Origin of the sequence: Bradyrhizobium sp. JR4.1, assembly GCF_040548605.1 — a bacterium.
Classification (GTDB): domain Bacteria; phylum Pseudomonadota; class Alphaproteobacteria; order Rhizobiales; family Xanthobacteraceae; genus Bradyrhizobium; species Bradyrhizobium canariense.
In genome coordinates, this window is sequence record NZ_JBEPRY010000003.1 from 537,685 (window position 1) to 563,578 (window position 25,894).

Sequence of the window (25,894 nt, forward strand, 5' to 3'; positions counted from 1 at the left end):
CTGGATCGAGAGCGCATCGGTGCCCGAGACGAACGACCCCAAACCTGACGATCACAAGCCTGATGCCCCTAAGCCGGACGCTCCCAAGCCGGACGAGGTGCGCGCCGATGGCGGGCTGGCGCGGGCCTACGACCGGATCAAGAGCGCGGAGCAAGACCTTGCGCGGCTGGACCGGCTGGTTTCCGGAATGGAACGCGGCAGCGAAGGCCCGCGGGTCTCGCGAGCAAGCGCCGGTGCGGAGACTATCCAGGCTCCCAAGGACAAGATTCCCGAGGACAAGACTCCCAAGGCCGCGGCGCCGGCGCCAGATAGCGAGGTTCGCAACCAAGGCCTGAAGGGAGATCGGCCCATGCTGCGTGCTCTGGTCGGTCTCGTGCTGGCGATCGGCATTCTCGGTGCAGCCTTCGCTTCGCAATATAGCGATCAGGCCGGGTCGATGACCAAATCGATCATGGCGCGATGGGCTCCACCGGCCGCCACTCGGCCTCCGCAAGCGTCCGCGGTTGAAAGTCCGGCGCAACCGGCGGCCGTGCAGCTGGCTGCCGCGGATGAGCCCGGCACGGTGCCCGCGCCGCCGGTCGGCAAGGACACGGAGAGCAATGCAGGGTTTGACGCTTCAAGACCCGACGCTTCAAGAACGGGCGCCACGACGCCTGACCCGTCGTCGTCTGATCTCGCGCAATCGCTCAAGACCATCACCAGCGAGCTTGCGAACATCAACGGAAAGCTCGAGCAACTGAAAAGCCGCAACGAACAGACGCTGCGCGAGCAGGCCGACACCATTCAGCAGCTCAAGGCGGCGCAGGAGAAGGATGCGGCGGCTAACGCACGCCTCGCCGCACAGGTCCAGGCGCTGCAAAAGGAGCCGACGACGTCGTCCGCATCGTCATCCGCACCTGCATCCGCGAAACCCGCCGCGCGCAGCGTGATGAACAACGATGCCGCTACGCCTCCACGGCCGCACGCGCAGGCGGCCGCACCGCGGCGGCCCCGGCCGTCGCGAGGGCCCTGGATGCCCCCGCCCTATATGGTCGATCCCTACTACGGCGATCCGGATTGGTGAGCCCGCGGGATGGGTGGAGCGAAGGGATACCCATCGCTAGCTAATCGACAGAAGCGATGGGTTTCGCAAGGGCTCAACCCATCCTACTAGCTGCATATCCATTCACCCCTCTCCCAAGCCGAGAATGAAGGTTTCAAGATCGGGCGCGAGTTCGTTTGTGTTCGGGAAATCGGCGAACATGTCGCCACCGTCCACCGGTTCATGCTCGTGATCCCAGTAGAAGACCTGCCCATAACTGTCCTCCTCCAGACTCAGCAGGAACAGGTCGCCGCCGGGATCGGGTGCGAAGGGGCAGCTCAGCCGGGGGATTCGATTCATGCTCCGATACACATCGTAATTGTCGATGACGCCGTAGCTGTCGGTCGGATGCGTCGTGAATAGCACGTCCAAAACGGTGCGGTCGTTGCGCCAAGGCAGCTCGACGCCGCAGCGGTCGAAGCCGCCGCCGTCCGATTGCGCCAGCAGCTCCTTGTAGGGCGCGGGCAACGGCGCACCGATGTGTTGCTCCAGCGCGCGGATGGCGTTGGAGGGCGCCGGTGTCCGTCGGTCGTCCATGAGATCCAGATAGTTCATCGGCCTAAACTTCGTGCCCCGTGGGCCATCAAAGCGCCCGCGCTAGTGAGCACACCACTAGATCGGTGTGGCCAAATCCATGGCGTAGTCGAGCACCGAGCCCGAAGGATGGGTAGAGCACTTGCGAAACCCATCGTGCGATGACGGCGATTGGTGGGTTTCGCTTCCGCTCTACCCATCCTACAGCCTTTAGACGATCGCTTCGGTATCTGCCACTGAACGTTCTCCGCCGTCTGAACCGCCAGAGGGACGCGTTCTGCTCCCAGCCGCGAAAATGTCGTGCACGAGGCCAAGCTTCCCGAGCCCGAGAATGATCAGGCCGTTGATGTCGATCTCGTACCAGGCGTGCGAGATGTAGGCGTCGCGCGGAAACCGGTGATGGTTGTTGTGCAGGCCTTCACCGAAGGTGAGGATCGTGGTCACGAACTCGTTGGTGGTGCCGTCGTCGAGATCGAAGCGGCGGTAGCCATAGCGGCCGTCGCTGTGGCAGACCGAATTGACCAGCGAGGTCGCCATGGTCATGAGGTAGCTGCGGAACAGGCCGGAGAACAGGATGCAGCCGGTCATGGTGTGCACGCCGCCAAAGGCGTAGCCGATCGCGCCCGGAATGATCATCGCCGAGAGCGCGTACCAGTACCAGCGCGTCCTGGTGAAGAACATGGCGATCGGATCGGCCAGGATATCCTTGGCGTAGTATCCGGCATCGGTGGTGGCCTGATCCCACACCCAGCCGCCTTGCGCATGCATCATCCCCTTGGCGAAGGTGACATAGGGATTGCCGTCGCCGTCATAGTAAGGGCTGTGGACGTCGCCCGGCTTGTCGGAGTGAAGATGGTGCCGGCGATGATTGCTCACCCATTTCAGGATCGAGCCCTGCACCGCCATGGTGGCGATGGCCGCGAACAACGTCCGCATCACCGGACCGCAGCGGAAGCTGCGGTGGACGAAGTAGCGATGCATGAAGCCGATCCCGACCGTGGACAGCGCGAACGTGCCGGCGAAGACCGAAACCTCCACCCAGCCGATGCCTTGCCAGAACGCCCAGACCAGCGCCGCGATCGAACCGCTGATCATGATGACGAAGGAGATGTAGGAATCGCGAAACTTGGCGTCGACCACCGGCCCTTCGACCAGCACGCCCGGCGGCATCTTCCGCTCCGCAGCTTCCGCCGACACCACGCTTTCAATGACGGTCATTCCAACGATCCATTCACACAAAATTAACCCTGTTGCGGCGCACAGTACAACCTCGGGTTATTTCCATCAAGGATACGAGCTGCCGTGGGAGTACGGAGCGGCGACTTGAAAAGACGCGACCAGAGAGAAAAGAAGCCGGATTTCAAGGGCTGGTGACCGCGTTAACCAGCTACAAAGCCTCCGCAATGCACTCCCAGAAGACCGATGCCAGGACGAAGCAAGCCCCTCCTCTCTCGCCTTCGCAAGCTCAGGCGTAGCGCGCGATGGATGCGAAAGACTTTCGCGCGCGCACCGCGGATGGTTCAGATCGGGGGCGCCGTGGCGATGCTGCTTGCGGTCGTCGCGCTCGTGAACATCGCCTATCAAACGATGCGCAAGCCGACCGAGCTGTTCGTCCTTGTCGGCCACGCGCTCGACAAGGAGCCATCGGAGACTTGGCGGCAATACGGGTCGCTGTTCCGCAAGCATGCCACCGCGACGATCACGCCCGAATTGCTGGCCGCCCTGGCGCAGGTCGAAACATCGGGCAATCCGCTCGCGCGCACCTACTGGCGCTGGCGATGGAGTTTTAATCCCCTCGCGATCTACCGGCCCGCATCGAGTGCCGTCGGCCTCTTCCAGATGCTGGACGCAGCCTATGCCGACGCTGCGCGGTTCTGTATTCGCAGCAACGCGGTCACGGAAGCCGGCTGCGGGTCTCCCTTCCTCTATAGCCGCGCGATCCCGAGCCACGCGATCGAGCTGGCATCGGTGTATCTCGACCGCAATGTCGCCGATGTTCTCGCCCGCGCGGGCGATGTGAAGGCGAGTGCGCGCGAGCGGCAGGATCTCGCCGCCTTCATCCATCTCTGCGGCGCAGGCCCCGCCATGGCCTACGCACGCCGCAAGTTTGCGATGATCGCCGACGAGCGCTGCGGCGATCACCTCGTCGCGAGCTATATCGCCAGGGTCAACGCGATGAAGCGGCAGTTTCAGCGGCTTGCGGCCGACGACGATTAAGGACGTAGCCCGGATGAGCGCAAGCGAAATCCGGGATTCGTGCCATGCGGGCGATCGTGCGATGCGGATGGTCCGGATTACGCTTGCGCTCCATCCGGGCTACGGGATCACCACCAATACGGCCACCGCCAGCCCTCATACCGAACCCACGACGACACCAGCGGCGGGCCGTAGGGATCGACCCGGTCGTCTTCCGGGCGATAACGATAACGCGGAACAATATTGTAATCCCACGGCGTCGGCCTGAGCACGGGGACATCCACCCTCAGCCGTTGTTCATCCACCACGCGAGCCTTCCGCGTCCGGGCGTCGGCATCCGATATTCCGAGATTGCACAGCACCAGGGCGGTTCCGAGCGCAAACGCGACAGTCATGATCTTCATGCGTTGGTCTCCTTCCCGCCAGAGTGCAAAAGGACGCCAGGCAAGGCAAGCGAATTTGCGATCAAGCTTTGCCGGAATGACCGATGCCGGCCACACCGCCTCCGTCGGCTTCATCCTTCTTGTCCCACCGGCTCTGCTCCGCCTCGGCGCGCTCTCCAGCGCAGCGTGCTGCGCTTTGATCGACTCCGCTCTCGCCAGGATTGCAAACAGCGATCCAACACGCTAAACGTCTGGCGATTGAAGCAAATCGATTCCAGCCTTTGGGGGATATATGTACAAGCCGATGGCATTTTTCGTCGTGGCGTTTTTGTCCCTGGGTATCTCGATGGCCAAGGCTGCCCCCGTTTACGAGTGTGGCGGCAACGCTGCGTGCCAGGCCAAGCGCGAGCGCATGTCCCAGGACGCTTACGATCGCAACATCGGCCGGTGCCTGACCGCAGCGGGCGCCACGCGCGAGCAGTGGCGCGCCCATGCCGTGCCCCGCGCGCAGGCAGACAAGGTCCGCGCTTGCCTCGAAGCGCGCGGCTGAGCCCTACTCCCGCGCACGTCGCACCGCCTCCGTCAGCTTCATCCGCTGCTTGTCCCACCGGCTCTGCTCTGCCTCGGCACGCCCATCGAGCGCAGCGCGCTCCGCGTCGATCGCCTCCGCCCGCTCCTCGTGCTCCCGCCTCGCCTCGTCCAGCGCCGCCTGTGCACTCGCGACCGCTTTCTCGCGGCGCGCGCGCTCCTTGGCGCGAGCGATCTCCTCCTTGCGGCGCTCGGCTTCCCGCCGGCGCTCTTCCTTCGCGAACGCCGCGGCGGCCTTGCGCGCCTGTTGATCGTCGATCTTGCGGGATGGTTGCTTTGCAGCCTTTGAAGGACTCTTTTTCGGCTTGGATTTCGGCCTGCGCTTCGGCTTGGCCGCGTCGTCAGCGAGATCGGTCGGCAACTCAGAATGCTCGGTGAACGCCCCATCCGATCCGACCGGACGCCTGAGCACCACGCCCGGCTTCTCCATGGTCGCCGCGACGATGTCGGGGTCGTCAGTCTCCTTCGCGGCGCCCTGATGAAACAGATTGGACCTGGCGCCCCAGGCGTCCAGCGCTGCCTTCATCGAGGGCGCGGCGATCGCCTGGTCGTAGAAGCCGAGCGAGGTCTGGAAGGTCTTCAGTTTTCTTTTTGGTTTTGCTTTTTTCGGCATGTCGCTCCGCAGCTGGCGAGCCACCAGCTTCCAGCGGCGCCATCATGCCATACTGCTCCTGTTTTGCCCGACGAGTCAAATTCGATTCGGTATCACCGAAGTGGATTTGAGGCCGTAGCTCCGATGGAGCGCAGCGTAATCCGGGACCGGTGCCCCCGCAGGATTCCCGGATTGCGCTTCGTTCCATCCGGGCTACGGCCCATCGTCAATGATTTTTCGGATTTGCAACATTCTGAAATCCCTCGGGATTTCTACTGTGCATGGGGTTGTTTTCGACGTTTTTGTTTTGACAGGTCGTCACCTACGCCGCGTTGACATCCTCAGGCGCCGGTCCCGCGACGAGCCCGTCGAGGCCGACCATCAGCAGATCAGCGATGTGCATCAGCTGATAGAGCGGAATGTCCGCCTGGCCCTGCTCGGCCAGCGACACGAAGGCGGGCGTGGCGCCGATGAGCTCGGCGAGCTGGCCTTGCGTGTAGCCGCGCTTTTCGCGCGCAGCCTTGAGGCGCGCACCGATCCCGAGCCGGTGCCGGGACTGCTCGTCCGCGGTCATCATCACGGCCTGCTCATCCGCGCTTGCATAGCCGTCCACGAACGCGCTGCCGATCAGCCTGCCTTTGCGCCAGGCGACCCGGCAGTCCTTGCGCAGTCCGCTGCTGAAGACCAGCGTGAACTGCTCGGCCACCCAGAGCGAGGCGTTGAGGCCGAGGCGCGCGCCGGTGCCGGAGACATCGCGAATCGTGCAGGGTGCGCTGATGGTCTTGCCGGTGCCGTTGTCGAACTCGACAATGCCGGTCCGCAAAATGTGATGTCTGACTGCGGCGCGGTGCTCGCTCATGACGGGACGTGGCTCCTGGACGCTCCTTGCGCAGCGACGTCGAACCGACGCAGCCGCAAAAATCCCGGACCTCGATACCGCAGATTTTTTCCTGAACTCCTAAATTTCCAAGGGTTCCCCAAGGACTGAAAGCCATGGTAAAGGATTTGCTCCCAATCCATCTTTTTCCGGCGGAAAGCGTGCGGCGCGCCCGTGACGGGCGACGAGGCGAACGATGACCGACGCGATGAAATGTCCGACCTGCAACTCCGAGCACGCCTATCAGGATCGCGGCCTCTGGGTCTGCCCGGAATGCGGCCATGAATGGAGCGGCACGGCGGAGGCCGCCGCGGATGCCGCGCAGGAGGCCGGCGTGCGCGATGCCAACGGCAATGCGCTCGCCGATGGAGACAGCGTCATCGTGATGAAAGATCTCAAGGTCAAGGGCTCGTCCTCCGTCGTCAAGGGCGGCACCAAGGTCCGCAACATCCACCTGCAGGACGCGACCGACGGCCACAACATCGCCTGCAAGATCGACGGCATCGGCGCGATGAATCTGAAATCGGAGTTCGTGAGGAAGGCGTAAGCCGAGCCCCCGGACTCGCCAGGGCAAATCCGCTAGCGAACGCGCCGAGCGGCTCGGGCGGGAGCTGACCTGTCGCGGCGTCAAGTTTGCCGCCATCGAATGGTAAGCGCCGTGCGGAGGCCGCAATCTATCGCTGCCGCTGCGCCAGATAGAATCCGCACAGCACCGTCACCAATCCCGCCGTCTGCAATAGTGTCGGTGGCTCGCCGAGCAGGAGCCAGCCGGTGAGCACCGTCAGCGCCGGCACGCAGGCGGGGACAACGGCGGCGCGGGCCACGCCGAGGTGCTGCACCGAGACGGCGAACAGATAAAGCGCAGCGGGACCTGCAAGCACGCCCTGCGCCAGCGCCTGAATGGCGTTCTCACCGATACCGATCGCCGCGATCCGCGCGAGCCCGCCGGTCATGAGGTAGATCGGCAACAGCAGCAGCGACAGCACGTTGATGACGAGCGCAGCCGACACGGCGGAGACACGCCAGTGGCGCAGCAGCGCGCCGAAACCTGCGAACATCAATCCGGTCAGCACGAAGGTCAGATCGCCGAGCACGCCGTCGACGCCGATATGGCCGATCGATTCCGCGCCGATCACACCGAGCCCGCCGACGATGACGACAGCGCCGGCGATGCGCGACGCGGAAACATGCTCCTTCAGGAACAGGGCCGCGAGCAGCAGGCCGCCGAGCGTCGCACAGGAGGGCTGGATCACGCTGCCATGGCCGAGCGGCACGAACAGAAAACCAGTGTAGGAGATCAGCGACATCACCGGGCCGCCGAGCACCATCAGCACAAGGCCCCTGCCCCAACCGATGCCGCAGAGATCGGAGATTCCGCCGCGTACCACCAACGGCAGGAATGCGATGCCGGACCAGACATAGCGATGCACGAGCAGATCGACCGGCGTGAAGCCGACCTTGAGGCCGTGCCGCGTGCCGGCGAAGCCAAGCGCCCAGAACACCGCCGCGGCGAGGCCGCAGAGCACGCCGACAAGGGCCGGCGCCTGATCGTTCCTCCGAATGAGAGCGTCGGCGCTCGTTCGCTGATCCATGGAGCATGCCTTATGTCAGCAAGCGACGAGGCTCAACCCATGCGGTTGCAGGGCTGGCACGCGGCGGAAAATATGCCTGCTCATCGAGCCTCCTCGCCGAACACCATCCGCCATCTCTTGCGCGTGTCCACGTATTCCCGCACCTCGCGGATCTTGTCGCCGGCCACCGTGAACACGAAGCTATAGTCATTCTCGTAACGCGCTCCCCCGGCAAGTGTAGCGCGCATCCGCTCCTCCACGATCACCACATCGCCGTCGGCATAGACGCCGCGAAAGCCGATATCGATCCCGGAGAACATCCTGTGCATCTCCTGCGATGAAGCGCGCGATCGCTTGCGCGCGGATCATGTGGTCGGTGTAATCGAGCGCGACCGCGGTGGCGTTGCCCTTCGGCGCGATCCACTCAGCGTCGTCGGTGAACAGCGCGGCGATGCGCATCGAGTCGCATACTGAAACAATCTTCCAGGCGTTGAGGACGATGTCTTTCGGGCTGGTCACGCCGGGCTCCAAGACTGGCATCGCAGGGGGGCTTGCGTCGAGGGCGGCTTTCTAAGCCGCCCTGCCCATCGCGGCTCGCCGCAATCGGACTCGGTCATCCCGCGGCCCTTTCGCCTGCGCGGCCATGCGCTATCATCAGGCCATGCTGAGCTTTGATGTCTGCAATGCAGCGCGCCTGCGCCGCGATCCCCGCTATGACGGCCGCTTCTTCACGGCGGTGAAGACCACGGGCATCTATTGCCGCCCGGTCTGTCCGGCCAAGCAGCCGCTGACGCGCAACGTCTCCTACTATCCGTCAGCCGCCGCGGCCGAAGCCGCAGGCTTCCGCCCTTGCCTGCGATGCCGTCCCGAGACCGCACCGTTCTGCCCGGCCTGGAACGGCACGCGCTCGACGGTCGCACGCGCGGTGAAGCTCATCAATGAGGGCGCGCTCGACGAGGATTCGGTGGTGTCTTTCGCGATGCGGCTCGGCATCTCCTCGCGTCATCTGGCGCGATTGTTCGAGCGTCACGTCGGCACCACGCCGCAGCAGCTTGCGAAGACGCTGCGCGTCCAGCGCGCAAAACGCCTGCTCGATGCCGGCGATCACACCATGGCTGACATCGCATTCCAGGCCGGCTTCGGCAGCCTGCGCCGTTTCAACGCCGCCTTCGCAGAGCTCTACGGCCGCTCGCCGTCGAGCCTGCGCTTATCGAAGCATGCGTAGCCCGTCAGAAAAACCCGGGGCTAAGATCAAGCCCATACGTCAGGCTGAGCACGAACACGAACAGCGCGGCGGCTGCGAACGACGCGAGATGCCTGAGAATGAACGCGCGCGGCGAGACGCTTGCAACAACGGCTTTCTGTGCAACGGGCATGACTACTCCATTATGAAAAATGATTCTTGGCTGCTCAATAAGCGGCGGCCGCATCAAGTGCCGCGATCTGCAAAGCAACTATTAAAGAGATCACACTCGCTTTGAACGGCCGTACACAAGTGGCACGTGATCATCACTCGCTGCGCCAAAAAAAGACCGCGCTCCCGAAAGGGAACGCGGTCCGGGCAGGCTCGGAGAAAACGAGCCTGCATCACGTTGACTTGATGTTGGCTAGTGGCGCCCCCAAATCAGCGGGCGCTGCCCGTCGTGACATCAGCGGTCTTCATCTTGCGCGGCGACAGAACGCGGGTCTGGTGGACCGAAGCGATCGTGGTGGGCGCCGAGGCCTGCTGCTCGACATGCGCGGCACCGAGCACGCGCACCTGCATCGGGGACACCGGAAAACCGTTGGCCTCGTAAGTCGGCAGCTCGGCGGCGAAAGCCACGGTGCTGCCAGCGATCGTCAGGATGGCGGCGGCGATCGACAGAGTCTTCTTGTTCATGGGTGATGCTCCTGAATGAAACGTTCGGAGCACATCTAAGCGCATTTTGCTGCATTGCGACATGCACTGCTGCAACGCAACAACGCGCCGAGTGCATGGCAATATGTTTAATGCGCGTGGGCGGGGCTCAGCCGCCGAGCACATGGCCCCAGCCGTCGAAAACGTAGTCCTTCCAGATCACGGTTCCGTCACCGCCTGGCCGGCTGGCCCGCCTGAAATCATCGGCCTGCTCAGCGGTCCAGGTGATGATCGTATCGGAGAGCTGGTCGTGCAGGATGGCGGGCTCGGTGGGGTCGAAGGCGTCCATCGGACGAAGCGAGGAGTGCGTCATGGGCGCCTAACGCGCCGACCGTGACAAGGTTGCGCAACGTGTGGGCGAAACACCCTTACGCCGGCCGGCGCCAAAATATTCGTCTTTATCGAATTTTCTACACCGCCCGCGCGCAAGCGCCGGTGGAACCGCGATGGGAACCCGCGTTGCCGCCGCGCAACACCTGGTCGAAAAGCCCGCTTTCGCCGAATTGCGCCATTGCGCTGCCACACCGTCCTCCGAACAATCGGCGCGCGGCGTGCCTTTTCGTGCAAGACTGTTTGGCCAAGACTGTTTGGCCAAGACTGTCTGGTCAGACTGTTCGGAGAAGACGAGGTTCAATAGAACCGTTTGGAGGCAGGGATCATGAATGATCGGCGGTCTCTTCTGGTGGCGGTCTCCTGCCCCTCGGCGGTTCTCGCCGGCTGGCTGGCGCTCTCTTTGTCCGCCTACGCCCCTGCCCTGATCGAAAACAGCGGCGCCAATGCTTCTGCCGTCTCGCGCGCAAAAGATCTTGGTCGGCTCGACCTCGCCGACATCCCGCACGCTGCGGCCATCGAGGACGGCGTCGCCCTGACCGCGGATATCGCCGCCGCGGTCGCTGCGACACCAAGCGCAGTCACCGCTGAAGCGGCAGCGCCCGAGGCGCCAGTTCCGGCCATCAAGCTCGCCTCGGCCGACCCAGTGCTGATCTTGCCGACCGAAGCGCCACTCGCGCCGCAGATTTCGCCTGATCCGACACCAATCGCCAGCGAGGTTGCGCCGGCTCCGGCTCCGGCGCCGGAGCCCGTGGTAAAGCTCGCATCCGCCGATCCCACCGAGATCGTGACGACCGAGGCGCTGTCGCCCGCGACGATCGCGACCGGCCCCGCGCCCGCGGCGAGCAAGACCTCGCCGTCTGCGGACACGACCGCGGTCCTCGACGAATGCTACGTCATGGAAGCCTGCATCGACCGCTATCTCTGGGCGCTCTACCAGCGCACGCCCAAGGAAGACTCGATCAAGGTCGAGGATCGCCGCGCCGTCACCGTCAAGCGCAAGGGCAAGATGGTGACCGTGATGCGCAGCTTCACGAAACTGGTCGACGAGGACTTTGGCTGGAAGGATCCGAAGGCGGCCGACCGCGCCGGCATGTCGATGATGGACTACGTCATCGGCGGCATGGACAAGAGTTTCAAGAAAAAGCTGTTTCGCACGTTGCTCGCGGCTGAGGCTGCCGGGCTTTCGCCGGGCATCACCAGCGCGTTCCGCGATGACTATCGCCAGTCGATCGCGAGCGGCTTGAAGGCTGCCTCCGACCGTTCCTATCACGGCGGCAGCACGCGCGGCGGCTACGGGCACGGCATGGCGGCCGACATCGTCAGCACCAAGGGCGACAACCGCGCGCAGCGCTGGGTCTCGACCGAGGTGCTGTGGAAGTGGGTCGATGCCAATGGCAAGGCGCTCGGCATCGGCCGACCCTATCTCGGCCGCGATCCCCCGCATGTCGGCCCGGTCGACGGTACGGAATACGTCTCGCGCCGAGGCACGTCGGACCGCAAGGAAGCCAACGTCAAGCCGAGTAAGGCGCGGGCCGTGGCAAGCGCGAAGTTGCCAAAGGCGAAGGCACAGGCGACGCGCGAGCAGAAGGTCCCCGCGAAGCCGCAGAAATCAGCGCAATCGGCCGCGAAGCGCGCGACCTGAGTATGACGGTCTACCGTCCCGGCGGCGGCAGCGGTACGAGCCGCATCTCGGCGGTGCCGGCCTCCTGCGTCCGCACCAGCACTGCAAAGACGGTTTCGACTGCGAGCCGCACCGCCGTCTCGGTCGCTGTGCCCTTGGCCAGATGTGCCGCGATCAGTCCGGTGAGAAGATCGCCGGTGCCTGAGGGGCGGATCGGCAGGCGCGACGTCGCAAAGCGCGACAACTGACCGTCGGCGGACAGAATCGTTTCCACCTGCCCTTCCGCCGTGTCAGTGAGCGTGCAACCGGTGGCGACCACGTCGATGCGGCCGGTCCCGGCCAGCATCGCGCACGCCGCGCGCAGACCCTGCGCATCCGAGATGTCGAGGCCTGCGAGCAGCCCGAGCTCGAACTGGTTCGGCGTGGTCAGATTGGCGGCCGGCAGCAGCCGGTGCCGGACCACATCCAGGATGCCGTCGGCGACATAGACCCGGCCGTCATCGCCGATCACGGGATCGCAGATATAGACCAGCTTCGAATTGCGGGTCAGCGCCCGCTCGACGAAATCGGCAATGACAGCGGCATTGCCGGGCGAACCGAGATAGCCGGTGACGAGGACCGCGGCCTCGTCGACAAGATCGCGCTCCTCGACGCCTCTCAGCAGATCTGCAACGAGCTCGGTCTCCAGCACCCGCCCGCGCAGGGTCGGATAGCGCGGATGGTTCGACAGCAGCGTTGTCGGCACCGCCGCGACATTCACGCCCTCCGCCTGCATGGCATAGGCGGCGGCGCTGTTGCCGACATGGCCGTGGACCACCTGGCTTTGAATGGAGATGACGAGCATGAAAGAGGTCCGTAGGGTCAAATGCCGAAGGGCGCAAGAGTAGCCCGGATCACGAACCGTGATACCCAAGCCCGGGCCGCAAAGCCTGCATCTTCCGCGCCAGCCGCCGATGCCCGTTCTCCTCCGACCGCGCCAGCCGGTCCACGACCGCGACATGATCCACATCACTTTTGTGCTGGTTGAGCTTGGCCTGCCCCTCGACGGTATCCACCACGAGATCGATGACGCGAATGGCGGCCAACATGGTTTCGCGCTTGTCTGGCTCCATCTGTGCGAGGTCCCAAGGTGCTTTTGGCAAGCGCGCTTCCGAGACCGCGAGTAGTGCATCGCCGTGCCTGCGGTTCACGTCGAGCCCGCGCAGATGCGCCACGCCCGACAAATGCACGGCCTCGTAAAGCCAGGTCGAGACGTTGTCGCGCGAAGAATACCAGTCGTTGGAGATGTAGGCGTCGTCGCCGGCAATGATCAGCAGAAAGCGCCGCGCGCCATCGGCGAGCGGGACGAGCGGATTCCTGGCGGTGAGATGGATCTGGACGATCGCACGCCCGTCGCGCTGCTCCAGCACGAACGGCACATGCGAGGCGCGCGGGCCGCGCTCATCCGCCGCGACGATCATGCCGAAGCCGCGCTGGCTTGCGAATTCCAGCGCTTGCTGCTCCTCGATGCGGAATTGGGGGCGGAGGACATGCATGGCGGGGCGCTCGATGACTGGCTGGAGGACAAACCGAGGCTAACTCATGATCCAGTCAAGTCGGAAACGATATTGGCCCGCAAACGCGGATGTCAGGAATGACTTCGCCGCCGCGCAAGCTCATCGATATAGGCACAAAACATGTCGGCCATTGCGTTCGCATGACGCGCGATCTCCGCCTCGTTGCGCGGTGTCTCCGAGAACTGCTTGCCAACCTCGCTCAGCGTCGTCTTGATCAGCTCGCCGGCAAGCTCCCGCGTCGCATCCGGCGCCTCGGGCAGGGCCTCCCGCATGAAGGCCGCGACGATGCCCTTACCGGCGGCCCGCGCGTCGTGTGCTTCGGGCGCATCGCGATAAAGCGGCGCGGCGTCACTGAGCGCCGTGCGGATCGCAGCCTCCTCGCACTCGGAACGAATGAAGGCGTGGACCAGCGCGCGCAGCCGCACCAGTGGCGGTTTCGCTCGGTCGGCCAGGATGCCGCGCAGGAGCTCGCTCGTGCGCCGCCACTCGTCGCTCTGGAGGCGGAACAGGATCGCCGCCTTGTTCGGAAAATATTGATAGAGCGACCCGACGCTCACCCCGGCCCGCTCGGCCACCCGCGCCGTCGTGAAGCGCTGCGCCCCCTCCTTCGCCAGGACCTGAACAGCCGCCTCCAGAATGTCCGACACCAGCTCGTTCGAGCGGGCCTGCTGCGGCTGTTTTCGTGAGGAAACTGAACGGCTTCGGCGATCGGCCATAGCGCCCTCGGGCAATGCGAATAGCGAATGCGACGAATTAGTCGTATTTCAACTCTTACGCAAGCACTCGCCTCGCGGCGACATCTGGAGACGACGCATGAGCATCCCGACCATCACATCACTTGCGCCACTGCTCGATCGTCTTTTCGACCAGGACGAAGCGGCGCGCGGCGCGATGCGAGCCGCCTTCGCCGATGTGACCGACGCCGACCGCGCACGGATGATGCGGAGCAAGACCGCTTACCGCGACCTCTACGGGCGGCTGAAGGACGCACCGCTCGCGGTCTCCCGCGAGACCGGTCACCTGCTTTACATGCTCGCACGCAGCTCCCGCGCCAAAGCGATCGTCGAGTTCGGCACCTCGTTCGGCACCTCGACCCTGCACCTTGCCGCGGGTTTGCGCGACAATGGCGGCGGCCGCCTCATCACCACCGAATTCGAACCGTCCAAGGCGGCCCGGGCGCGCGAGAACCTCGCGGCCGGCGGGCTGCTGGACCTCGTCGAAATCCGCGAAGGCGACGCGCTGAAGATGCTTCGAGTCGATCTGCCTGATACGATCGATCTCGTGCTGCTCGACGGCGCCAAGGCGCTCTACCCCGATATCCTGGATCTGGTCGAAGGCCATCTCCGGCCGGGCGCGATCATCGTCGCCGACAATGCCGACGACAGCCCCGACTATCTGGCGCGCATGCGCAGGCCCGGAAGCGGCTACATGTCCACGCCCTTTGCCGAGGACGTCGAACTCTCGGTGCGGATCAACTGACGCCCCGCCACATCGAGCCGGCGCGACCCAATGAGCCGCGGCGCAAACCATCGCGCGGCGGTGTCGTGCCGCGCTCGGCCGTGTCGCAGGCTCGTCACTGACACGTGATAGCTGGACCCGGGCAAACGTCATATTCCCCGTACCGCGCGGTATCTTTCTTTGCACAACACGCCCGAGCCCGTGATGACTTCCGCCTTCAATGCCTACGCAGCACTTGCCCTCGCTATCGTCCTCGAGGTCACGGCGTCCGCCTTCCTCCAGCAATCCGTGCAGTTCACGCGGCTGTGGCCGACACTGGCGATGGTGCTGTTCTATGTCGCGTCGTTCTACGCGCTGTCGGTCGCGATCCGGGTCATCCCCCTGAGCATCGCCTATGCGATTTGGGGCGGGGTCGGCATCATCCTCACTGCAACGGTCTCCTTCGTGCTGTTTCGCCAGATGCTCGACGCTGCGGCCTTCGTCGGCATCGCGCTGATCGTGTCCGGAGTCGTGGTCATCAACCTGTTCTCGGCGAGCACGGTGCATTGATGCCGGCAAGCACGGTGTTCACCGGCAGGCCTTGCTTCGCGACGCCCTGCCAGCGGCCGACTCACGCCTATTGGGTTTGCGACGGCTTGGGAGCACGCGGCCCGGATCGCTTTGTGCCAGGCTTGGCCGCAGCTCGCGGGGACGCCGTATCGACCGATTCCAGATAGGCGGCAAGCGCCTTGGCTGTGTCCGAACTGGTTGCGTAATGGTCCTTCAGGAACCAGGACAGCGTCAGGTTGAAGCGCCCTTTGGCAAGGCCGCGTGGGCTGCGATGGCAGGTCGTGCAACCATCGGCGAAGAGCTTTTGCGGCGACTTGCCGGCATCGAGATTTTGCGAGGCGGAAAATGTCGTCGTCAGGACGGCCGCGGCTGCAAGAGTCACTAGGGGCGTGATCAGGTCGCGCCCCGGTCGAAAGTGCGAAATCAATGTCGTCCCCTGCCCCGTCTTGCGGTCAGGCCGCCAATAGCTGATCGAATTCGGGCGGCGCGTAGGCCTTGCCGTCCTGGTCGGTGATGACGACCTTCCACCCCTCGCTTGCCCAAACCTTCGCCTTCGCCACGATGAGCAAACGGCTCTCGCGGGCAAAACTGCACTTCTCGTTGTCGCGTTCTGCGACCATCTTGTAGGCCAATGCGCATCCCCTTGCGTTGCCCCTGCACCCGCTCTCGTCGTGGCAGCGGGCTTTGGCGGCAATTCGCCGGGAGCGTGGCAATTTGATGCCATCCAAGGCAGCATTGTGCCTGGTTCCGGCCGAACGATGGAGATGGATCGTGCGCCGCATCATGAATGCGATTCTGCTTGTAGCGGGCTGGCCTAGTGCGGGCTTGCTCGGCGTGACGCCGACAGCCGCGCAGACCTATGATCCGCGCCATCCCGTCTGCATCGAGATCTACACGATCGACGGCCGCAGCATCGATTGCAGTTTTGCGACAATCGCGCAGTGCGCCGCGACCGCCTCCGGGCAGTCCGCCCAGTGCTACGCCAATCCTTATGCCACGCCGAGCCGGCAGCTGAGCCCGGTTCCGTCGCCGCCGCGACGAAGCCGATAGCATCAGGTCTGCGCTCCGATCAGTGGACGCGAATGATATGGGGACGGCCGAGATCGATCAGCCCCTGCACCGCCGAGAGGCGGTCATCGAGGGCTGCGATGGTGAGCAGCAAATTGTTGCGGCGTTCGTCGAGAAGGCCCATCTCGGCGCCGGAAAGTTTTGTGCTCGATCGCTCCTTGTGAATCACCTCGAGAGATTGGCGCAATCCGGCAATCAGGCCGGACAGCTGCTTGGCTTCCTTGGTCATCGACCGCTTCGCGACATTATGGCGGCGCGTCTCCGCCTGGTTCTGTCTCATCGTCGTCATCCTCCCGTGCCCCGCTGCCCCGAGTGGAATGCTTACAGCTTTGAGTAGACATATTACGATCGATGAAATCTGCCCGCGAAGAAGCTTCTTAAATTGTACGCGCACGGAACCCGGTCCGCCCCGAGCAGAAAGCCCGGCGCGAGGGCCGGGCTTTCGTTGGCAACTCTAGTGCTTTTGGTGCCCGCCACCGGGACCGCCGGCCGGCGCACCGCCGCCATGCGGCGCGGCGTTGATGTGAGGAGCGCCGCCGCCACCGCCATGAGGCATCGCAGGCGCAGCCGCGCGCGGCGCCGGCATCTGGGCATGAGCATTCATCGGCGAGCCGTGGCTCACATTGGGCTGGGCCACATGCGGCATCGCAGGCCGGCTTGCGGGAGCGGCTGAGACACGCGGCGCCGCGTGTGCGCGTGCCATCGGTTGCGCACGCACCGCTGCGCGGCCCGCGGCCTGCTCGTGCATGACGCGGGCCTGTGCATCGCGCGGATTGCGGCTCTGCAGATTGGTCCGCTCATGCGCGATGCGGTCGCTTCGTCCCGCGCGGGCCCGGTCCGTCGTCACCGCAGTCTCGCGCCTGGCGATCGCGGCGTCGTGCCGTGAAGCCGGGGCATCACGGCCCGAGACCGCGGCCGCGCCTCTAAGGCTTTCCTTCGCATTTTCCCTTGCACTTTGCTTGGCATTCGCGCCGTTGCGCCCCAGTGCGACTGCCGCATCGCGCGTTGCCGCGCGGCCGATGCGAGCCGCGCGCGGATCGATCGTCATCCGCATCGCGTCGCGCTGATGCGAAGTCCAGTAGCTATTCCAGTGGGCATGCCGCCGATACCAGGGCCGCCCCTGATAGTAGCTCGACCAGTACGAGGTCAGCACGAACGGAACGATCGGCACATCGACCTCGTCGACATAGTCGGGGAGATAGACGTAATGATTGCGGTAGAGATATTCGAGATATTGCGACGACACCCAGCCGCGGTCATCCGAGAAGCTCACGTCGCACCAGGCATTGCCGCGCAGGCAACCATGGATGTCGACGCGGGCGCCCTCGGGGATGCGGTCGACCAGCGGAAAGCCCGGACCCGGCCCGGCGCGCAGGCCGGTCGAGACGGTGACCATGCCCGGTGCGGCCAGCGCGGCCGTCGGGGCGAGCAGCAATGCGGCTAACAACACGCTTCGGAATTTCATGGCGTAATCCTCCTCTTTCGAGTCGGAACGCGCCAGCGGAACGGGCGTTCCGCGTACGAAGGTCTCATTCGCCGAAAGATCGAGACGGATGCCGCGCGCGGTTCAATATTCATTCGCTGTTCATCGAGACCGCGCGCAGAGAGAGTGTGCGCCGCCGTCCCGTCAGTTCACTTGCTGCATAAAACCGTCGAAGTACGCAGCAAGCGCAGCAAAATCATCGAGCGGCAGCACGGTCGCGACATACTGATCCGGCCGCACCACGACCATGCAGCCGGCCTTGCGATCGATACCGCGCATGGTGAAAACGTCTTGACCATTCTTGAGGTCCGGACAGAACATCTTCTCGTAGTCGATCAGGCCGTACCGGCCCTTGCGCGGAAGCAGCAGCGCCGGCATCGCCTCCATGGCGAGTTCGCGATGATCCTGCTGGAAGACCGCCCGCAGGTCGATCACGCTGTCGATGTCGGCGGCCGCTGGCGTGTAACGCCGGACCGGCGACTCCCGGGCGTCGGAGAGAAAACTGCACAAGGCGCGAATGGCCGAGCCGGCTGCTGCCGGATCCTCAGCGCCGGAGAAAGCGTAGATGCGGAAGCGGCCATCCGCCGGCGCGGCGTGACCGAGATGCACCGGCTTGGCATCCGCAAGCCGGATCACCGGTGCGGAATGAAAGCGCGTGCCGATGACGAAGCCTTGCGCAAGATGCTGGTGGGACGTCGCTCCGGTCAGAACCGACGGGCGGTAATGCGTCGCCGTGCCCGCGGTGTAGCGACCGTGCCTCACGAAATAGTCCTGCGTCCTGGCGGCATCGGCGCCGCCGGCCTTGGCGGCGGACGCGAGAATTCCCGCCCATTCGCGGTCGAAATCGATCAGCTCTTTCGCAACCGCCTGGCGCTCGGCCGAATAGGAATGCAGCAGGCTCGGCGCAGACTGCTTCCGCAAAACGGCAGCGAGCTTCCAGCCGAGATTGAAGGCGTCCTGCATCGAGACGTTCATGCCCTGCCCCGCCTTCGGGCTGTGGGTGTGGCAGGCATCTCCGGCGATGAAGATCCGCGGCAGACGCGTTGCGATCTCGGTCTCCGGCACGTCGTCGAACTTGTCGGTCAGGCGCTGGCCGATCTCGTAGACCGACCACCACGCGATCTCCTTCACATCGAGCATATGCGGCTTCAGGATCCGCTGCGCCTTCGCGATCACGTCATCGGCGGTGATGTTGCGATTGGCGACGCGCTCGCCGACGTCGAGCTTGGCGAGCTCGACATAGAGGCGGACCATGTAACCGCCCTCGCGCGGAATGATCAGAAGGCTGCCGTCCTTCGCCGACTGGATCAGGGCCTTGAAGCGGATGTCGGGAAAATCGGTCACCGCCAGCACGTCCATCACGCCCCAGGCATGATTGGCGGAATCGCCGAGCAACTCGCGGCCGATCGATTTGCGCACCATGCTGCGGGCGCCGTCGCAGCCGACGACGTAGCGCGCCTTGATCGTCTCGATCTTGCCCTCGTTCTCGGCATCGACCCGTTCGAGCCGCGCCGTCACGGCATGGTCAGCCGGCCCCGCGGCCGGGTCGACCTGAAGGTCGAGCAGGCGCCGGCTGTAATGGGGCTCGAGCCTGGCCGGCGCCTTGCGCATGACGTCGAGAAAGCCGTCATGGATGCGCGCCTGGTTGAGGATGACGTGCGGGAATTCCGACAAACCGTCCTCGACGTCCTGCACCCGGCCGCTGCGGACGATGTTTTCCGGCATCCGCTCGTCCGGCTTCCAGAACGTGGTCTCGTTCACCCAACAAGCTTCCTTCAGGACGCGCTCGCTGAATCCGAAGGCGTGGAACATCTCCATGGTGCGGCATGCGATGCCATCGGCCTGCCCGACCAGCAAGCGATCCGGCTTCTGCTCGACGATGCAGGTCTTGATGTCAGCAAACTGCGCAAGCTGGGCAGCGAGCGTCAGGCCCGCAGGGCCACAGCCGACGATGAGGACATCGACCTCGTCAGGAACGCCCCCCGTTGTGCCCGAAGCCTGAATGCGCGTGGCGGGATCGGCGATTTCAGGGTCGCCCGGCTGAAATCCATTGAGATGGAATTGCATGAGCACCTCTCCCGGAAACGTTCTGTTTGGATATTGCTCAGTATGCTGACTATCAGTATACTTGTCAACGATCCCGGCCGTCCTGCCCCAACGGAGAAATTCGGTGAAAGACAACAACGACATGCCCGGACATCTGGCGCGCCGGTTCCAGCAGATCGCGGTCGCGGTGTTTCTGGCCGAGGTCGGGGATGCCGGCTTCGACCTCACGCCGGTGCAATACGCCGCACTCGCGACCATCAAGGCCAATCCGGGGCTCGACCAGGTGACGCTCGCAGGATTGATCGCCTACGACCGCACCACCATCACCGGCGTGATCGACCGCCTCGTGCAGAAGGGGCTCGCGGAGCGCCGCGCCTCGCCCCGCGACCGTCGTGCCCGCGAGCTCGAGATCACCGACGAAGGCCGCCGCACGCTGCGCAAGATCACGCCGGCCGTCGAATCCGCGCAACGCATCATGCTGCGCGGCCTCAGCGCGAAAGAAAGTGTGGATCTGATGCGGCTGTTGCACAAGGCCATCGCCGCCGGCAACGAGCTCAGCCGCGCCCCGCTGCGCGAAGTGCAGGCCTAACCCCCCGTAATTCTACCGGTCGTTGTCGCAGTGTCGCGAAACCAGGAACTAACCTTCCCCTGTTACGGTCCGCCGCATTCGGCGTTTAACGCGCGATTAACTTTGCCGGTCTGGAGTTTCGGATGTTCAGGTTCCTCATTGCGGCGGCGGCGATCGCGCTCTCGACCGCTCCTGCGCTCGCGAACGGCCATGGCGGCGGCGATGCCCCTCCTCCGCCGAAGCCCGCGACCTCACCGGCGAAAGTCATCCTGACCAAGCAGGGCCCCACGCTCGTCGACCTCAACGGCATGACGCTCTACTATTACGAGCGCGATACCACCGGCAAGACGTCGAACTGCAACGGCAAATGCGTCGAGAGCTGGGTGCCGCTGTCCGCAACGGCCGATGCCAAGGCGATCGGCGATTTCACCGTGATCAACCGTAACGACGGCAGCAAGATGTGGGCATATCGCTATCGCCCGCTCTACACCTCGCCGGCCGACAAGGCGCCGGGCGAGGCCAATGGCAATGCCACGACGCTGCAATGGCGCATTGCCCGTCCCGAGAATTAGGGCGACCTACCCGCGCCAGCTGGGCTGCGCTTCGACTTGCGCGTTCTGTCCGGGCGGCAGCACCACGACCGTTGAATTGAGCTTCACCCGGTCATAGAGATCGATCACGTCCTCGTTGCGCATCCGGATGCATCCGGACGAGATCGCCTGCCCGATATATTCCGGCTGGTTGGTGCCGTGGATGCGGTAGAGCGTGTCCTTGTTGCCAGCATAGAGATAGATGCCGCGCGCACCCAGCGGATTGGCGGGACCACCGGGCACGCGCGCCGGATAGGGTCCGAGCCGCGCCTGAATATCCGCCGTTGGAACCCAGTCCGGCCATTCCGCTAGACGGCCGACCCGCGCGACACCGGAGAACGCCATGGCTTCCTCGCCGACCGCGACGCCGTAGCGGATCGCCTTGCCGTCGGGCAGCACGAAATAGAGATAGCGCGCATCGGTATCGACCAGGATCGTGCCCGGCTGCTCCTTGCGCGGATAATCGACGATATGACGAAGATATTGCTCGGGCACGTTCGCTTGCGCGTAAGGCGTATGCGCCAGCAACTGCCGGTCGCGCGGCGTCATGCTCGCATCTGTCGATGGCGAAAGCGTTGTCTGCATGCAGCCGCCCAATGGAAGCATGGCAACAACGAATAGAACGAATAAGGATCTTGGCACCGCCGGCCCCGATAGCGATAGCAGCACCCCCAGCAACACCAGATGCTGCCAAAATCGTGCTGAAAACAAGGCATTATGGAACACGTACGCGTGTTTTCTGAGGCGGGTTCCATCACCACAAAGGGCGCAAGAGCGTCGCACAGTCTCCATCCCCTCGCCTTGCTTTGGTCAAACCCGGCTGGACTCGTGCGTCATGGCTTGGGCCTCGGGGAATTGGACGGGCTCACCTCAACGGATCTGCTCGCGCGAATGCGGACGGCCAACACTTCAACTACTCAACGCCCGGGCTTCAAACCACCCGGGCTTCAAAGGAGCTGCGATGCTCGCGACGCTGAACTCTCGGCAAATCGTCGATGAGATCGTGAAGGACACGGTCACGAACAACGACCCGCACGACGCGGTGCAGATTTCGCCTGACATTGTGCTGGCCTCGCGCCCTCTCAGCGTCGCGCCCGCGCTCGCGCCTGAGATCACGGCCCGCCCGGAACCCAAAATAGATCCGGCGTTCACGCTGAAGTCCAGAATGAATCCGGAGCCGAAGTTCAGTCCCGTCGCGGAGCCGCAGGCGGCAGCGCCCTCGGTCGACACTGCCGTGCGCGTCGCGGCCGGTGATGGTCTCAGCCGGCAGAAGCGCTCCTCGGCTGGCAAATGGCTGCGCGGCGCGTTCGTCACGATGCTGTTTGCGGGCGGAAGTGCGGCCGCCACTATCGCTTGGGAGAAACACGGCGACACCGCAAGACAGATGCTCGCCGAATGGACGCCGGTATTGGCGTCGCTGCTGCCTTCGACCTCGCAGACGGCACCGGTCGCCGCCGCGCAGGCCGCGCCACCTGCGGACCAGGCCGCAACGGATCAGGCCGCAACGGATCAACCGACAGATCAATCTGCGGCTCCGCCCGCAACCCAGGTTGCAGCAGCGGTGCCCACGGCAACACAATCCGATCCTGCACAATCGGTGCAGTCGATGACGCGCGATCTCGCCGCGATGGCGCAACAGATCGAGCAGCTCAAGGCCAACATCGCCGAGTTGAAGGCCGGGCAGGAGCAGATGGCACGCGAGATGACGAAGCCGCCCGCGCCGAAGCCGGTGGCCGATGCGAAGCCGCGCGTCGATCCGCGCGCGCAAATGTCCGTGCTGCCGCCGCGGCCTGCGACGGCGCCGGTTCGCAAACCGAAGCCGGTCGTGTCGCACACCTACATGCCGGCTTATTCGCCCGCGCCGCTCGCTCCGCCGCCGCCGTCGCAGGCTGCCGCGGTCCCACCGCCAGCTGCACCTGTGACAACGACGCAAGCCGTTGCCGACGACGATGGACCTGTCGTACGCCCGCCAATGCCGCTGCGCTGAACCATCGTCACGCGAGGACACGACGCGTCGCGCCAGCGATGGTGTCCGAGTCGATGTGGCGTGTTGAATCCGGGTGACTACGGGGAAGCGATGCTTCCATCGTTTTCCATCAAGAGAAAAGGCCGTCGGGATCTATGCCGGCGGCCTTCTCTTGCAGCTGCCGGTTCCCGGAGCCCGGTTCTGCTGCAATTCCATGCCTGATGATCACGCCGACATATTTAATAAAATCTTAACACGCTTGAATGCTGCACATCATTTCTGCGCCATAAGCACAGAGATTGCGCGCGCCTTTCATTCGATAAACATCGACTCAGTGGTACCATCAGTCATGTGTTGAAAGCCGAAGCTCAATTCGTCACACCGGGGAATTCGGATGCCTTACTATTCCTTCGATCTCGTGGTTGGTGAAGAGTTCAAGAACCAGGGCGGTATCATCCTCGAAGACATCGAGGTCGCCTCCGATCGCGCCGTCCAACTGGCCACCGAGCTGTCGCAGGTGAAGCCCGAGTTGCAAAGCAAGGGTTGCGCTGTGCGCGTCACCGACCGCGATCACAACGAGGTCTACCGCACGCCGCTCGATCCGGTGCCGGCCTGGCGGCGCTAGCTCGCCGGCCGTCTTCGCGGCCGCACGCTATCCCCATTGCGGAGCGGCGCGGCAGCCGCTAGCCTTCCCGAAAATTCGGGGAGGTACCAAGGATGCGGACTGGTTTTCTAATGACGGCGCTATTGCTGCTGGCGGCGCCGGCCCAGGCGGCCGACCATCCACGTTCGACCTATGTCACCTTGGTCTTGCAGGCCTTCGCCGCCAAGGTCGAATGTCCGGGCACCGATATCGTCTACCAGGATCTGGTGCAGAAGGCGGAGCAGATGCAGCTGCCCGAAGGCACCACCGAGAAGGTCCGCAAGGCGATCGCCTGGATGCACACCGGCGGCAAGTTGGGCGAGAAGCAGGACGACGATCTGATGGCCGAGGTCGCGGTGGCCACCCAGGCGACCGACCTCAACCAACGCCGCCTCGGCATGCCCAGCTGGTGCGAGGCCCAGAAGACCAACCTCGCCGGCCTGATCCGCAGCAAGGGCGGTTAGCGCTCATCGCGCGGCGTTAAGCACGCTGTGCCGGAACTTTTGCTTCGGCCAATAATCGTCACAATCCTCGCCAGCATGCGGCTCTCTTCGAATTCGAACAGGGGAGCCCCATGCGGATCAACCATGTCCTCCTTACCGTCGCGTTTGCCCTCGCAACGGTGACGACCGCGCCCGTGCTGGCGAAGAGTTCCGACGCCCAGAAGGGCGAGGACAAATCGACCTCGTCCTCATCGTGTAGCGCCTATCAGCAGGCGCCGGACGGCTCGTGGGAGCCGCTCCCCTGCAAGGAGACGGGCGAGCGCTCACAGCCGCAGACGCAGCATCGCACGTCGCCGCAGGGCGCCGACCGTGGGGAGCGTTGAACGCGCGAGGGTGTCAGCTCTGGTGCGGACCGCGGATGATCTTCATCGCGTCGGCGATGTGACGCCACTCTTTGGCCTCATCGCCCTCGCCGCGGCCGTCACAAGCCCTGGCCTGTTCGGCGGCCTTCGCGATCGCAGCAAAACCATGCTGTTCCAGCATCTGGCGCGCGACGGTGTGGACCTGGACCTCGGTCATCATGGGCGTTCTCCCGTTTGACGAAACCGCGGTGCATCGCGCCGCCGCGGGTTTTCACAACGATTGAGCCCCTGACCTCGTTCCGCAGCGTTCCCGTCGGCGCGCAAAAGGCGGCCCGCTATGCCCAGCGGACCGCCTTTTCACCCACCCCAAATTTGAAGCGTCGCGGCCGAGGTCCCTAGCCGGCCGCCGCGCGCTTGCGCTCGAAATCGTTGGGCACCTCGATATCGACCTCGAGGGTCGAGACCTCGTCGCCGCGATCGAGCCGGACGATGACCTTGGTCGGGTCCAGCGTGACGTGCCTGGAAACGACCGCGAGGATTTCCTCACGCAGCACACCGAGCAGGTCGGGCTGGCCGCGCAGTCCGCGTTCATGGGCAAGCAGGATCTGCAACCGTTCGCGTGCGACGGGTGCAGAGGCCTTGTTGCCGCGGAGAAGCCGAAGCAGACCCATGCTCATGCGGCCCTCCGTCGCAGCAGGCGGTCCATGAAGCCCTTGCGCTCGGTCGGCACCTGCATCGGCACGGTGTCGCCGCACAGCCGGCGGGCGGCGTCGATATAGGCCCGCGCCGGTGCGCCTTCCGCGTTCGACAGCGTCACGGGCGTGCCGACATTGGAGGCGCGCAGCACGTCCTGGCTCTCGGGGATGATGCCGAGCAAGGGCGTCGCGAGGATTTCGAGGATGTCCTCGATCGTCAGCATCTCGCCGCGCGCGGCGCGCGAGGGATCATAGCGGGTGATGAGGATGTGCTTCTCGACCCGTTCGCCCTTCTCGGCCCGCACCGTCTTGGAATCGAGCATGCCGATGATGCGATCGGAATCGCGCACCGAGGAGACTTCGGGATTGGTGACGATCACGGCTTCGTCAGCAAAGCGCATCGCCATGGAGGCGCCGCGTTCGATGCCGGCCGGGCTGTCGCAGATCACCCAGTCGAAACGGCTGCGCAGATCGTCGATGACCTTGCCCACGCCCTCTTCGGTCAGCGCGTCCTTGTCGCGGGTTTGCGAGGCCGGCAGCAGCCAGAGGTTCTCCAACCGCTTGTCCTTGATCAGGGCCTGCGGCAGCTTTGCGACGCCCTGCACCACGTTGATGAGATCGAACACGACGCGGCGTTCGGCTCCCATCACGAGGTCAAGGTTGCGCAAGCCGACGTCGAAATCGACGACCACGACCTTTTCGCCGCGTTGCGCGAGCGCAGCCCCCAGTGCGGCGGTCGTCGTGGTCTTGCCAACGCCCCCCTTGCCTGACGTCACGACCAGTACCTTGGCCAT

Annotated in this window: 37 protein-coding genes; 15 read left to right on the forward strand and 22 right to left on the reverse strand. The window is 64.5% G+C overall.

All coding sequences use genetic code 11. The annotated features are described in order from the left end of the window. The first annotated feature begins 19 nt into the window (after positions 1-19). Positions 20-1,063, forward strand: a complete 1,044-nt coding sequence (locus ABIB90_RS11115; protein ID WP_354167516.1) for a hypothetical protein — start codon at positions 20-22, stop codon at positions 1,061-1,063. Between the two features lie 102 nt (positions 1,064-1,165). Here ABIB90_RS11115 and ABIB90_RS11120 read toward each other — a convergent pair whose 3' ends face one another. Together ABIB90_RS11120 and ABIB90_RS11125 are read right to left on the reverse strand one after the other, a co-directional pair. Beyond that, a complete protein-coding gene (locus ABIB90_RS11120; protein WP_007591679.1) occupies positions 1,166-1,636 on the reverse strand; it encodes an SMI1/KNR4 family protein in 471 nt (156 codons plus the stop codon). A 189-nt stretch (positions 1,637-1,825) separates the two neighbouring features. Further along, complete coding sequence (locus ABIB90_RS11125) at positions 1,826-2,833, reverse strand: acyl-CoA desaturase (protein WP_354167513.1); 1,008 nt, start codon at positions 2,831-2,833, stop codon at positions 1,826-1,828. A gap of 204 nt (positions 2,834-3,037) precedes the next feature. On the opposite strand from ABIB90_RS11125, the gene ABIB90_RS11130 reads away from it, so the two are divergent. Next, positions 3,038-3,832 carry a lytic transglycosylase domain-containing protein gene (locus ABIB90_RS11130; RefSeq protein WP_354167510.1) on the forward strand — a complete coding sequence of 265 codons (795 nt, stop codon included), beginning with the start codon at positions 3,038-3,040 and terminating at the stop codon, positions 3,830-3,832. A 107-nt stretch (positions 3,833-3,939) separates the two neighbouring features. On the opposite strand, the gene ABIB90_RS11135 is transcribed toward ABIB90_RS11130, so the two are convergent. After that, positions 3,940-4,215 (reverse strand): hypothetical protein, encoded by a 276-nt coding sequence (locus tag ABIB90_RS11135; protein WP_354167507.1) that lies wholly within the window; start codon positions 4,213-4,215, stop codon positions 3,940-3,942. 271 nt (positions 4,216-4,486) lie between these two features. On the opposite strand from ABIB90_RS11135, the gene ABIB90_RS11140 reads away from it, so the two are divergent. Continuing rightward, positions 4,487-4,744 carry a hypothetical protein gene (locus ABIB90_RS11140; RefSeq protein ID WP_157158545.1) on the forward strand — a complete coding sequence of 86 codons (258 nt, stop codon included), beginning with the start codon at positions 4,487-4,489 and terminating at the stop codon, positions 4,742-4,744. A gap of 3 nt (positions 4,745-4,747) precedes the next feature. On the opposite strand, the gene ABIB90_RS11145 is transcribed toward ABIB90_RS11140, so the two are convergent. Together ABIB90_RS11145 and ABIB90_RS11150 are read right to left on the reverse strand one after the other, a co-directional pair. Beyond that, the gene (locus tag ABIB90_RS11145) at positions 4,748-5,395 is read right to left on the reverse strand and encodes a cell envelope biogenesis protein TolA (RefSeq protein ID WP_354167504.1); all 648 of its coding nucleotides are present in this window, start codon (positions 5,393-5,395) and stop codon (positions 4,748-4,750) included. Positions 5,396-5,696: 301 nt separating this feature from the next. Beyond that, positions 5,697-6,233, reverse strand: coding sequence for a helix-turn-helix domain-containing protein (locus ABIB90_RS11150; RefSeq protein ID WP_219683916.1), 537 nt, complete (start codon positions 6,231-6,233; stop codon positions 5,697-5,699). Positions 6,234-6,447: 214 nt separating this feature from the next. Between ABIB90_RS11150 and ABIB90_RS11155 the strand changes: the two genes are divergently transcribed. Next, positions 6,448-6,798 (forward strand): zinc ribbon domain-containing protein YjdM, encoded by a 351-nt coding sequence (locus ABIB90_RS11155; RefSeq protein WP_354167500.1) that lies wholly within the window; start codon positions 6,448-6,450, stop codon positions 6,796-6,798. 127 nt (positions 6,799-6,925) lie between these two features. Here ABIB90_RS11155 and ABIB90_RS11160 read toward each other — a convergent pair whose 3' ends face one another. Next, a complete protein-coding gene (locus ABIB90_RS11160) occupies positions 6,926-7,843 on the reverse strand; it encodes a DMT family transporter (protein ID WP_354167497.1) in 918 nt (305 codons plus the stop codon). An 80-nt stretch (positions 7,844-7,923) separates the two neighbouring features. Next, positions 7,924-8,142 (reverse strand): nuclear transport factor 2 family protein, encoded by a 219-nt coding sequence (locus ABIB90_RS11165; protein ID WP_245285861.1) that lies wholly within the window; start codon positions 8,140-8,142, stop codon positions 7,924-7,926. Between the two features lie 323 nt (positions 8,143-8,465). On the opposite strand from ABIB90_RS11165, the gene ABIB90_RS11170 reads away from it, so the two are divergent. Beyond that, on the forward strand, positions 8,466-9,047 hold the full coding sequence (locus tag ABIB90_RS11170; protein WP_354167493.1) for a bifunctional transcriptional activator/DNA repair enzyme AdaA: 582 nt from the start codon (positions 8,466-8,468) through the stop codon (positions 9,045-9,047). A 4-nt stretch (positions 9,048-9,051) separates the two neighbouring features. Here the strand turns inward: ABIB90_RS11170 and ABIB90_RS11175 are convergent, their stop codons facing one another. The 3 genes from ABIB90_RS11175 to ABIB90_RS11185 all read right to left on the reverse strand — a co-directional run bounded on the left by ABIB90_RS11175 (position 9,052) and on the right by ABIB90_RS11185 (position 10,032). Next, entirely contained in the window at positions 9,052-9,198 is a 147-nt protein-coding gene (locus tag ABIB90_RS11175) for a hypothetical protein (protein WP_354167490.1), read from the reverse strand. A 248-nt stretch (positions 9,199-9,446) separates the two neighbouring features. Next, entirely contained in the window at positions 9,447-9,701 is a 255-nt protein-coding gene (locus ABIB90_RS11180) for a hypothetical protein (RefSeq protein ID WP_007591705.1), read from the reverse strand. 127 nt (positions 9,702-9,828) lie between these two features. Further along, on the reverse strand, positions 9,829-10,032 hold the full coding sequence (locus tag ABIB90_RS11185) for a hypothetical protein (RefSeq protein WP_219683912.1): 204 nt from the start codon (positions 10,030-10,032) through the stop codon (positions 9,829-9,831). 345 nt (positions 10,033-10,377) lie between these two features. On the opposite strand from ABIB90_RS11185, the gene ABIB90_RS11190 reads away from it, so the two are divergent. After that, positions 10,378-11,694 carry a hypothetical protein gene (locus ABIB90_RS11190; RefSeq protein ID WP_354167484.1) on the forward strand — a complete coding sequence of 439 codons (1,317 nt, stop codon included), beginning with the start codon at positions 10,378-10,380 and terminating at the stop codon, positions 11,692-11,694. 10 nt (positions 11,695-11,704) lie between these two features. On the opposite strand, the gene pdxY is transcribed toward ABIB90_RS11190, so the two are convergent. The 3 genes from pdxY to ABIB90_RS11205 all read right to left on the reverse strand — a co-directional run bounded on the left by pdxY (position 11,705) and on the right by ABIB90_RS11205 (position 13,945). After that, positions 11,705-12,517, reverse strand: coding sequence for a pyridoxal kinase (gene pdxY / locus ABIB90_RS11195; protein WP_354167481.1), 813 nt, complete (start codon positions 12,515-12,517; stop codon positions 11,705-11,707). Positions 12,518-12,566: 49 nt separating this feature from the next. Further along, a complete protein-coding gene (locus tag ABIB90_RS11200) occupies positions 12,567-13,208 on the reverse strand; it encodes an FMN-binding negative transcriptional regulator (protein WP_354167478.1) in 642 nt (213 codons plus the stop codon). Positions 13,209-13,300: 92 nt separating this feature from the next. Continuing rightward, on the reverse strand, positions 13,301-13,945 hold the full coding sequence (locus ABIB90_RS11205; RefSeq protein WP_354167475.1) for a TetR/AcrR family transcriptional regulator: 645 nt from the start codon (positions 13,943-13,945) through the stop codon (positions 13,301-13,303). A gap of 97 nt (positions 13,946-14,042) precedes the next feature. On the opposite strand from ABIB90_RS11205, the gene ABIB90_RS11210 reads away from it, so the two are divergent. Together ABIB90_RS11210 and ABIB90_RS11215 are read left to right on the forward strand one after the other, a co-directional pair. Beyond that, the gene (locus ABIB90_RS11210; RefSeq protein ID WP_354167472.1) at positions 14,043-14,708 is read left to right on the forward strand and encodes an O-methyltransferase; all 666 of its coding nucleotides are present in this window, start codon (positions 14,043-14,045) and stop codon (positions 14,706-14,708) included. A gap of 183 nt (positions 14,709-14,891) precedes the next feature. Continuing rightward, on the forward strand, positions 14,892-15,236 hold the full coding sequence (locus tag ABIB90_RS11215; RefSeq protein ID WP_007591712.1) for a DMT family transporter: 345 nt from the start codon (positions 14,892-14,894) through the stop codon (positions 15,234-15,236). A gap of 67 nt (positions 15,237-15,303) precedes the next feature. On the opposite strand, the gene ABIB90_RS11220 is transcribed toward ABIB90_RS11215, so the two are convergent. Continuing rightward, positions 15,304-15,663, reverse strand: a complete 360-nt coding sequence (locus ABIB90_RS11220; RefSeq protein WP_354200678.1) for a hypothetical protein — start codon at positions 15,661-15,663, stop codon at positions 15,304-15,306. A gap of 25 nt (positions 15,664-15,688) precedes the next feature. Next, a complete protein-coding gene (locus ABIB90_RS11225) occupies positions 15,689-15,868 on the reverse strand; it encodes a hypothetical protein (protein ID WP_035992796.1) in 180 nt (59 codons plus the stop codon). Positions 15,869-16,007: 139 nt separating this feature from the next. Between ABIB90_RS11225 and ABIB90_RS11230 the strand changes: the two genes are divergently transcribed. Next, positions 16,008-16,286 carry a DUF3551 domain-containing protein gene (locus ABIB90_RS11230; protein WP_354167466.1) on the forward strand — a complete coding sequence of 93 codons (279 nt, stop codon included), beginning with the start codon at positions 16,008-16,010 and terminating at the stop codon, positions 16,284-16,286. A gap of 19 nt (positions 16,287-16,305) precedes the next feature. On the opposite strand, the gene ABIB90_RS11235 is transcribed toward ABIB90_RS11230, so the two are convergent. From ABIB90_RS11235 to ABIB90_RS11245, 3 genes are all read right to left on the reverse strand, one after another. Then, positions 16,306-16,584, reverse strand: coding sequence for a hypothetical protein (locus tag ABIB90_RS11235; protein WP_027517641.1), 279 nt, complete (start codon positions 16,582-16,584; stop codon positions 16,306-16,308). Positions 16,585-16,758: 174 nt separating this feature from the next. Beyond that, positions 16,759-17,769: an SH3 domain-containing protein gene (locus ABIB90_RS11240; RefSeq protein WP_354200679.1), complete on the reverse strand. Its 1,011-nt coding sequence runs from the start codon at positions 17,767-17,769 to the stop codon at positions 16,759-16,761. A gap of 162 nt (positions 17,770-17,931) precedes the next feature. Beyond that, complete coding sequence (locus ABIB90_RS11245) at positions 17,932-19,854, reverse strand: FAD-binding monooxygenase (RefSeq protein ID WP_354167459.1); 1,923 nt, start codon at positions 19,852-19,854, stop codon at positions 17,932-17,934. A gap of 103 nt (positions 19,855-19,957) precedes the next feature. Between ABIB90_RS11245 and ABIB90_RS11250 the strand changes: the two genes are divergently transcribed. Together ABIB90_RS11250 and ABIB90_RS11255 are read left to right on the forward strand one after the other, a co-directional pair. After that, positions 19,958-20,422, forward strand: a complete 465-nt coding sequence (locus tag ABIB90_RS11250; RefSeq protein WP_354167456.1) for a MarR family winged helix-turn-helix transcriptional regulator — start codon at positions 19,958-19,960, stop codon at positions 20,420-20,422. A 122-nt stretch (positions 20,423-20,544) separates the two neighbouring features. Then, entirely contained in the window at positions 20,545-20,973 is a 429-nt protein-coding gene (locus ABIB90_RS11255) for a COG4315 family predicted lipoprotein (RefSeq protein ID WP_354167453.1), read from the forward strand. A 6-nt stretch (positions 20,974-20,979) separates the two neighbouring features. Here the strand turns inward: ABIB90_RS11255 and ABIB90_RS11260 are convergent, their stop codons facing one another. After that, complete coding sequence (locus ABIB90_RS11260) at positions 20,980-21,597, reverse strand: L,D-transpeptidase (protein WP_198288227.1); 618 nt, start codon at positions 21,595-21,597, stop codon at positions 20,980-20,982. 355 nt (positions 21,598-21,952) lie between these two features. Between ABIB90_RS11260 and ABIB90_RS11265 the strand changes: the two genes are divergently transcribed. The 4 genes from ABIB90_RS11265 (at position 21,953) to ABIB90_RS11280 (ending at position 24,426) form a co-directional block, all read left to right on the forward strand. Further along, positions 21,953-22,978: a hypothetical protein gene (locus ABIB90_RS11265; RefSeq protein WP_007591726.1), complete on the forward strand. Its 1,026-nt coding sequence runs from the start codon at positions 21,953-21,955 to the stop codon at positions 22,976-22,978. 373 nt (positions 22,979-23,351) lie between these two features. Beyond that, positions 23,352-23,582, forward strand: a complete 231-nt coding sequence (locus tag ABIB90_RS11270) for a DUF6894 family protein (protein ID WP_354167448.1) — start codon at positions 23,352-23,354, stop codon at positions 23,580-23,582. Positions 23,583-23,674: 92 nt separating this feature from the next. Continuing rightward, positions 23,675-24,064: a hypothetical protein gene (locus ABIB90_RS11275; RefSeq protein WP_007591729.1), complete on the forward strand. Its 390-nt coding sequence runs from the start codon at positions 23,675-23,677 to the stop codon at positions 24,062-24,064. Between the two features lie 110 nt (positions 24,065-24,174). After that, entirely contained in the window at positions 24,175-24,426 is a 252-nt protein-coding gene (locus tag ABIB90_RS11280) for a hypothetical protein (RefSeq protein WP_354167445.1), read from the forward strand. A 13-nt stretch (positions 24,427-24,439) separates the two neighbouring features. Here ABIB90_RS11280 and ABIB90_RS11285 read toward each other — a convergent pair whose 3' ends face one another. The 3 genes from ABIB90_RS11285 to minD form a co-directional block, all read right to left on the reverse strand. Beyond that, positions 24,440-24,625, reverse strand: a complete 186-nt coding sequence (locus ABIB90_RS11285) for a hypothetical protein (protein ID WP_354167442.1) — start codon at positions 24,623-24,625, stop codon at positions 24,440-24,442. A gap of 175 nt (positions 24,626-24,800) precedes the next feature. After that, entirely contained in the window at positions 24,801-25,082 is a 282-nt protein-coding gene (gene minE / locus ABIB90_RS11290) for a cell division topological specificity factor MinE (RefSeq protein ID WP_007591739.1), read from the reverse strand. Beyond that, positions 25,079-25,894, reverse strand: a complete 816-nt coding sequence (gene minD, locus ABIB90_RS11295) for a septum site-determining protein MinD (protein WP_007591740.1) — start codon at positions 25,892-25,894, stop codon at positions 25,079-25,081. The genes minE and minD overlap by 4 nt, the downstream gene beginning before the upstream one ends.